The sequence below is a fragment of the Cellulomonas bogoriensis 69B4 = DSM 16987 genome, assembly GCF_000767165.1.
GTDB lineage: Bacteria > Actinomycetota > Actinomycetes > Actinomycetales > Cellulomonadaceae > Actinotalea > Actinotalea bogoriensis.
On sequence record NZ_AXCZ01000172.1, the window covers coordinates 1 to 5,788 of the forward strand.

The 5,788-nt window shown below is 73.2% G+C and carries 8 protein-coding genes; 2 read left to right on the forward strand and 6 right to left on the reverse strand.

Features of this window, described 5'->3' with window-relative positions; translation table 11 throughout:
- Nucleotides 1-73 precede the first annotated feature (73 nt).
- Nucleotides 74-721: a TetR/AcrR family transcriptional regulator gene (locus tag N869_RS12390; protein ID WP_052105511.1), complete on the reverse strand. Its 648-nt coding sequence runs from the start codon at nucleotides 719-721 to the stop codon at nucleotides 74-76.
- Between the two features lie 61 nt (nucleotides 722-782).
- Between N869_RS12390 and N869_RS12395 the strand changes: the two genes are divergently transcribed.
- Entirely contained in the window at nucleotides 783-1,643 is an 861-nt protein-coding gene (locus tag N869_RS12395; RefSeq protein WP_035062170.1) for an HAD family hydrolase, read from the forward strand.
- Between the two features lie 17 nt (nucleotides 1,644-1,660).
- On the opposite strand, the gene N869_RS12400 is transcribed toward N869_RS12395, so the two are convergent.
- The 3 genes from N869_RS12400 to N869_RS12410 are packed head-to-tail and all read right to left on the reverse strand — an operon-like array spanning nucleotide 1,661 to nucleotide 3,654.
- A complete protein-coding gene (locus N869_RS12400; RefSeq protein ID WP_035062171.1) occupies nucleotides 1,661-1,885 on the reverse strand; it encodes a helix-turn-helix transcriptional regulator in 225 nt (74 codons plus the stop codon).
- Between the two features lie 15 nt (nucleotides 1,886-1,900).
- Nucleotides 1,901-2,755 carry an ABC transporter permease gene (locus N869_RS12405; RefSeq protein ID WP_035062172.1) on the reverse strand — a complete coding sequence of 285 codons (855 nt, stop codon included), beginning with the start codon at nucleotides 2,753-2,755 and terminating at the stop codon, nucleotides 1,901-1,903.
- Complete coding sequence (locus N869_RS12410) at nucleotides 2,752-3,654, reverse strand: ABC transporter ATP-binding protein (protein WP_084137108.1); 903 nt, start codon at nucleotides 3,652-3,654, stop codon at nucleotides 2,752-2,754. The genes N869_RS12405 and N869_RS12410 overlap by 4 nt, the downstream gene beginning before the upstream one ends.
- Before the next feature lie 186 nt (nucleotides 3,655-3,840).
- Between N869_RS12410 and N869_RS12415 the strand changes: the two genes are divergently transcribed.
- Complete coding sequence (locus N869_RS12415) at nucleotides 3,841-4,704, forward strand: aldo/keto reductase (protein ID WP_035062173.1); 864 nt, start codon at nucleotides 3,841-3,843, stop codon at nucleotides 4,702-4,704.
- Between the two features lie 51 nt (nucleotides 4,705-4,755).
- Here N869_RS12415 and dtd read toward each other — a convergent pair whose 3' ends face one another.
- Together dtd and N869_RS12425 are read right to left on the reverse strand one after the other, a co-directional pair.
- Complete coding sequence (gene dtd, locus N869_RS12420; protein ID WP_035062174.1) at nucleotides 4,756-5,181, reverse strand: D-aminoacyl-tRNA deacylase; 426 nt, start codon at nucleotides 5,179-5,181, stop codon at nucleotides 4,756-4,758.
- Nucleotides 5,182-5,254: 73 nt separating this feature from the next.
- Nucleotides 5,255-5,584 carry a DUF2516 family protein gene (locus tag N869_RS12425; RefSeq protein ID WP_035062175.1) on the reverse strand — a complete coding sequence of 110 codons (330 nt, stop codon included), beginning with the start codon at nucleotides 5,582-5,584 and terminating at the stop codon, nucleotides 5,255-5,257.
- Nucleotides 5,585-5,788 lie beyond the last annotated feature (204 nt).

Genomic DNA, 5,788 nt, shown 5'->3' on the forward strand with positions numbered 1-5,788 from the left:
CCTCGGCGGCCCTTGGGTCGCAGGGCCGGGCTGGGTGCGGGGCCGGGTGCGGTGGGCTGCGCGGGCGGGGTCGTCATGAGGCCTCTTCGGTACGGGGTACGGGGTACGGGTGGGGCGCGCCCACACGGGCGGCGGTGAGCAGCGCCTCGACCGCGGTGCGGGCGTGGCGTTCGGCGCGGGGGTCCTCCAGGAGCCGGTGGCCCCGGTAGTAGGCGAGCATCACCCCGTGCAGGTCGGTGGCGAACTGGTCCGGGTCCGTGCCGGGGCCGAAGTGCCCCTCGGTGACACCCCCGGTGACCACGCGGGCGATCGTGGTCGCGAGCTCGCGGTGCAGGGCGCGCAGGTGGTCGCGGACGGGGCCGGGCTGCTCGTCGAGCTCGGTGGTGGCCTTGACGAACACGCACCCGCCCGGGCGGCGTTCGGCGGCGCACCGGAGCCAGCCCTCGACCAGGACCCGTAGCCGTGGTTCGCCGCGCGGCCCGCGGAGCGCGGGGCCGACGACCTCGACGGCGAACTCGTGGGCGGCGGCGTCCAGGACGGCGACCTGCAGGGCCTGCTTGGAGCCGAAGTGGGCGTACATGCCGCTCTTGGAGAGCCCGACCTCCTCGGCGAGGTCGCCGATGGTCAGCCCACCCAGGCCCACCCGGCACGCGATGCGCACGGCGTGCCCCAGGATGCGCGCCCGGGTGCGTTCACCCTTGCGCTGCGACTCGTCCACCATGCCCGCGAAAATAGCACGACCGTTCGTGCTGAGCTCCTGCGGGGTGAGCGAAGATGGTCCGATGCCCGACGACTGGACCGCCCCCGACCTGGACGTCGACGTCCGCCTCATCGCGACCGACATGGACGGGACGCTGCTGGACGACCAGCACGAACCGCACCCCACCCTGTGGCCCCTGCTGGAGGACCTGACCGCGCGTGGGATCGTCCTGTGCCCCGCCAGCGGACGCCAGCACCAGCGCATGGCCCAGCAGTTCGCCCACAGCCCCCACGACGTAGTGCTCATCGCCGAGAACGGCGCCTACGTCCAGCACGGCGACACCGTCCTGGGCGCCACCCCCCTGGGGCGCGAGGCGGTCGCGGCGGCGGTGCGCACCGCCCGGGCGCTGACCGACCGCGGACGGGACGTCGGGGTGGTGCTCAGCACCGGTCAGGGCGCGCACCTGGAGCGCACCGACCAGGAGTTCGCCGGGCTCGTCAGCAGGTTCTACGCCGACGTGACCCCCGTCGAGGACCTCCTGGCCGTGGCCCACGACGCGTTCAAGGTCGCCGTCATGGACCGCAACGGGGTGCAGGACGGCACCGCCGACGCCCTGCTGCGCAGCAACCCCGGGCAGCAGGTCGTGGTCTCGGGCCAGCACTGGGTGGACGTCATGGCCACGACCGTCGACAAGGGGACCGCGCTGCGCACCGTCCAGGAGCGGCTCGGCGTCACCGTCGACCAGACGATCGCGTTCGGCGACTACCCCAACGACCTGCCCCTGCTGGAGGCAGCCGGGACGTCCTTCGCCATGGCCGACGCCCACCCGAGGGTCGCTGCGCGCGCGGACCACACCGCGCCGTCGAACACCGCCAACGGGGTCGTCCGCGCCGTCGCCGCGATCCTGGGGATCGACATGGCCGACCTCGAGCGCCGCGCCTGACCCCGCGCTGCCCCGACCTAGCTGCCGATCCGCGGGAAGGGCCGCAACGAGAACACGACCTCGACCGGAACCTCGAAGTGCTCGGCGATCCGCAGCGCCAGCTCCAGGCTCGGGCTGTACTCACCCCGCTCCAGGTACCCGATGGTCTGGTAGTGGACCCCCAGGGCCGCGGCGAGCTCGCGCCGGCTCGTGCCGCGCTCGGCGCGCAGCACCGCGATGCGGTTGTGGATCGACTCGCTCATGCCAGGACCACGCGCTCACCCAAACCGCTGCATCCGTTCCTGCCTGCGGGCCTCGACGGCCGAGCCCGACTCCCGGCGCGCCATCCTACGGAGCACCCGCGGGGCGAGCAGCAGCCCGACGGCGGCCCACGCCCCCAGCACCCCCAGGGCCTCCAGCACGCGCCACGTCTCGCCCGCCTCCAGCACCCGGGCCTCGTCCGGCAGGAACGCCCACCGCAGGCCGTGCCCCAACCAGTACATGGGCAGCACCTGCGCCACGCCCTGGACCCACCCCCACAACGCGGTGATCGGGACGAAGATCCCCGAGATCGCCATCATGCCCAGCACCGGGAGCAGCCCCCACGTGCTCACCTGGCCGGGCTTGCGGGCCACCGCCCCGATCACCATCCCGAGCGGGAGGGTCGCCAGCAGGGCCAGCACCAGCAGCGCGCCGACCGCGACCCACCCGCCGGCGCCGCGGTGCATCAGGGGATGGGCGAACAGCGCCACCGGCAGCACGATCAGCACCAGCAGCGGAAGGAGGCCCAGGGACTGCAGCACCACCTGGGCGGTGACGTAGGTGCGCACCCCGTGCGGGGCCGCCTTCATGCGCAGCAGGGTGCCGTCCTCCTTCTCGATCACCAGGGCGAACGCCGGACCTACGAGGCCCCCGAAGACGACCATCGCCGCGAGCGCCCCCGGCAGCACGACCTGCGGGAGCGTCAGGGTGGTGCCCTCGACCGGGGTGGTGCGGTTGAGGAACAGGTAGACCACGACCGCCCCGGACCAGAAGAGGTAGAACGTGAGGTCCTCGGGGTTGCGCAGGCTGATGAGGAACTCGCGCCAGCCACGGCGCAACCCGGCGCGGAACGGTTGGGTCGTGGTGCTCACCGGGACTCCTCCTGTGCGGTGTGACGGCGGACGAGCTGGACGTAGGTGTCCTCGAGCGTGGCCCGTCGGACCTCGAGGTCGGTCACCTCTCCGTCGTCGTGGGCGAGCAGGTCGCGGACGAAGGCCGTGGGGTCCGGGCAGGAGTGGACGAACCGCTCCCCGCCCCGGCACCAGCGCACCTCGGCGATGCTGCTGACGGACCTGGCCAGCGCGTCCGGGCTCCCGTCGGCCACGATGCGTCCGCCGGAGAGCACGAGGATGCGGTCGGCGAGCTTCTCGGCCTCGTCCAGGTGGTGGGTGGTGAGGACGACGGTGGTGCCCTCGGCGTCCACCAGGGCGTGGACGAGGTCGTGGAACTCGCGCCGGGCCTCGGGGTCGAACCCCGCGGTCGGCTCGTCGAGGAACAGCAGCTCGGGCCTGCCCACGATGCCGACGGCCACGTCGAGGCGGCGGCGCTGCCCGCCGGACAGGCGCATGAGGGGCTGGTCGGCGGAGTCGGTCAGCCCGACGAGCTCCAGGAGCTCCCCGACCGGGCGCGGCCTGGGGCGCTCGGCCGTGCTGTACGGGGCGTAGAGGTCACCGAGGTGCTCGAGGACCTCGCGCACCCGCCAGCGCTTGTGGTCGCGCCAGGACTGCAGCACCACCCCCACGCGTGCGCGCCACGCCTCCGGCGCGTCGGCCGGGTCGGACCCCAGGACGGTGACCTCACCACCGGAACGCACCCGGAAGCCCTCGAGGATCTCGATGGTGGTGGTCTTCCCCGCCCCGTTGGGGCCGAGCAGCGCGACCACCTCGCCACCGTGGACGTCCAGGTCGACCCCGTCCAGGACGTCGCGGGTGCCGTACCGCATGCGCAGGTCACGCACCTGGATGACGGCGGTACCGGTCTCGGTGGTCATCGACCCTCCGCTTCTCGGTGACCCGGGGACCGTCCTCAGGTCGTGACACGAAATAGTAGACGTACTACATCGCATCGCGTCAACACTACGGTTCGACTCCTCGGTGTTGTGGCGTCAGGCGTCACCCCGCAGGCTGTCCTCGAATCGATCCGAGCCCGATCAGGGCCCCACCGGAGGAGCACATCCATGCAGCAGCGCAGCATCGGCGACCGCCAGGTCGGTGCCATCGGGCTGGGCGCGATGCCCATGTCCATCGAGGGCCGCCCCGACGAGGCCCGCGCGATCGCCACCGTCCACGCCGCCCTCGACGCGGGCGTCACCCTCATCGACACCGCCGACGCCTACCACCGCGATCCCACCGACGTCGGCCACAACGAGATCCTCCTGGCCAAGGCCCTGCGCCTGGCCGGAGCAGCCGCCGACGACGTGCTCGTCGCGACCAAGGGCGGCCACCGTCGCCCCGGCGACGGCTCCTGGTACGTCCAGGGCGACCCCGGCCAGCTCAAGAAGGCGTGCGAGGCGTCGCTGCAGCGCCTCGACGTCGAGGCGATCGGCCTCTACCAGTTCCACCGGCCCGACCCGCAGGTCCCCTACGAGGACTCCGTCGGCGCGATCCGGGACCTGCTCGACGAGGGCAAGATCGTCATGGCCGGGATCTCCAACGCCGACCTCGACCAGATCCGCACCGCGCAGCAGATCCTGGGCGGACGCCTGGTCTCGGTGCAGAACCAGTTCTCGCCCGCGTTCCGCAGCAGCGAGCCCGAGCTCGAGCTGTGCGCCGAGCTCGGCATCGCGTTCCTGCCGTGGAGCCCGTTGGGCGGGATCAGCCGAGCCGGGGACCTGGGCACCCGGCACACGGTGTTCGCCGACGTGGCCGCCGCCCGCGGGGTCAGCCCGCAGCAGGTGTGCCTGGCGTGGCAGCTCGCCAAGGCCCCGGTCGTGATCCCCATCCCCGGCGCCAGCCGCCCCGAGTCCGTCCGCGACTCCGCGGCCGCTGCCGGTCTCGCGCTCACCGAGGACGAGAGGACGCTGCTGGACCAGGTCGGCTGAGACCGCAGGCCACGGGCCGCCCGGGCCGCATGCCAGGCCGACGGCGGCCCCTCACGCCTCCAGCAGGAGGGTGACGGGGCCGTCGTTCACCAGCTCGACCTCCATGTGGGCGCCGAACACCCCGGTGGCCACCCGCAGCCCGCGGCCGCGCAGGGCCTCGACCACCGCGTCGACCAACGGCTCGGCCACCGGGCCGGGAGCCGCACCGTTCCAGCTGGGACGACGGCCCTTGCGGGTGTCGGCGTACAGGGTGAACTGGCTCACCACCAGGACCGGGGCGCCCAGGTCCAGCACCGACCGCTCCTCGCGCATGATCCGCAGCTCGGCCACCTTGCGGGCGATCAGGTCGACCTGCTCCTGACCGTCGTCGTGCGTGGCGCCCACCAGGACCAGCAGCCCCGGCTCGTCCACCGCACCGACCACCTCACCGTCCACACGCACCGCCGCACGGGTCACGCGCTGCACCACTGCCCTCACGCCGCCACCCCCCGCCGCGCCGGCTCAGTCACCAACAGCCCCGTCACCAACGGCCCCGTCACCAACGGCCCCGTCACCAACGGCCCGGTCCGCGGCCCGGGCCGCCACCACGGCCGGAGTAGGGCGCCACCGCGGGCTTGACGTCCACCAGGTACACGATCGCCGCGACGGCGCTGACGATCCCCAGGAGGCCGAGGTTGCCCCGGCCCGTGGGCGGGAGCTGCACGAACACCACCGCCGTGGCGATCCCCACGATCACGCCCCAGAACACCTTGGTGCGCTTGCCGGCCGTCACGAACGCCGCCGCCGGGCGGCGCAGCAGGTCGATCAGCGCCACCAGGCACAGCACGAACACGCCGATGTTGAGGGCGGTGAACACGAGGTACTGCGCGCTGGAGATCACACCCGAAGCCTACGAGAGGCACGGGCCCGACCTCACCCCCTGGTCAGATCTCCGGGAGGAGGCCACGAGCGGCACCCGGCTCGTGGCCGGCGACCTCCAGCAGGTCCACCACCAGAGACCGCAGCAGCAGCACCACGGCCTGCACCTGCCAGTCGTCGCCGGACACGCTCCACGGGTCGCACCCGCCCGCCACGTCCGCGAGCG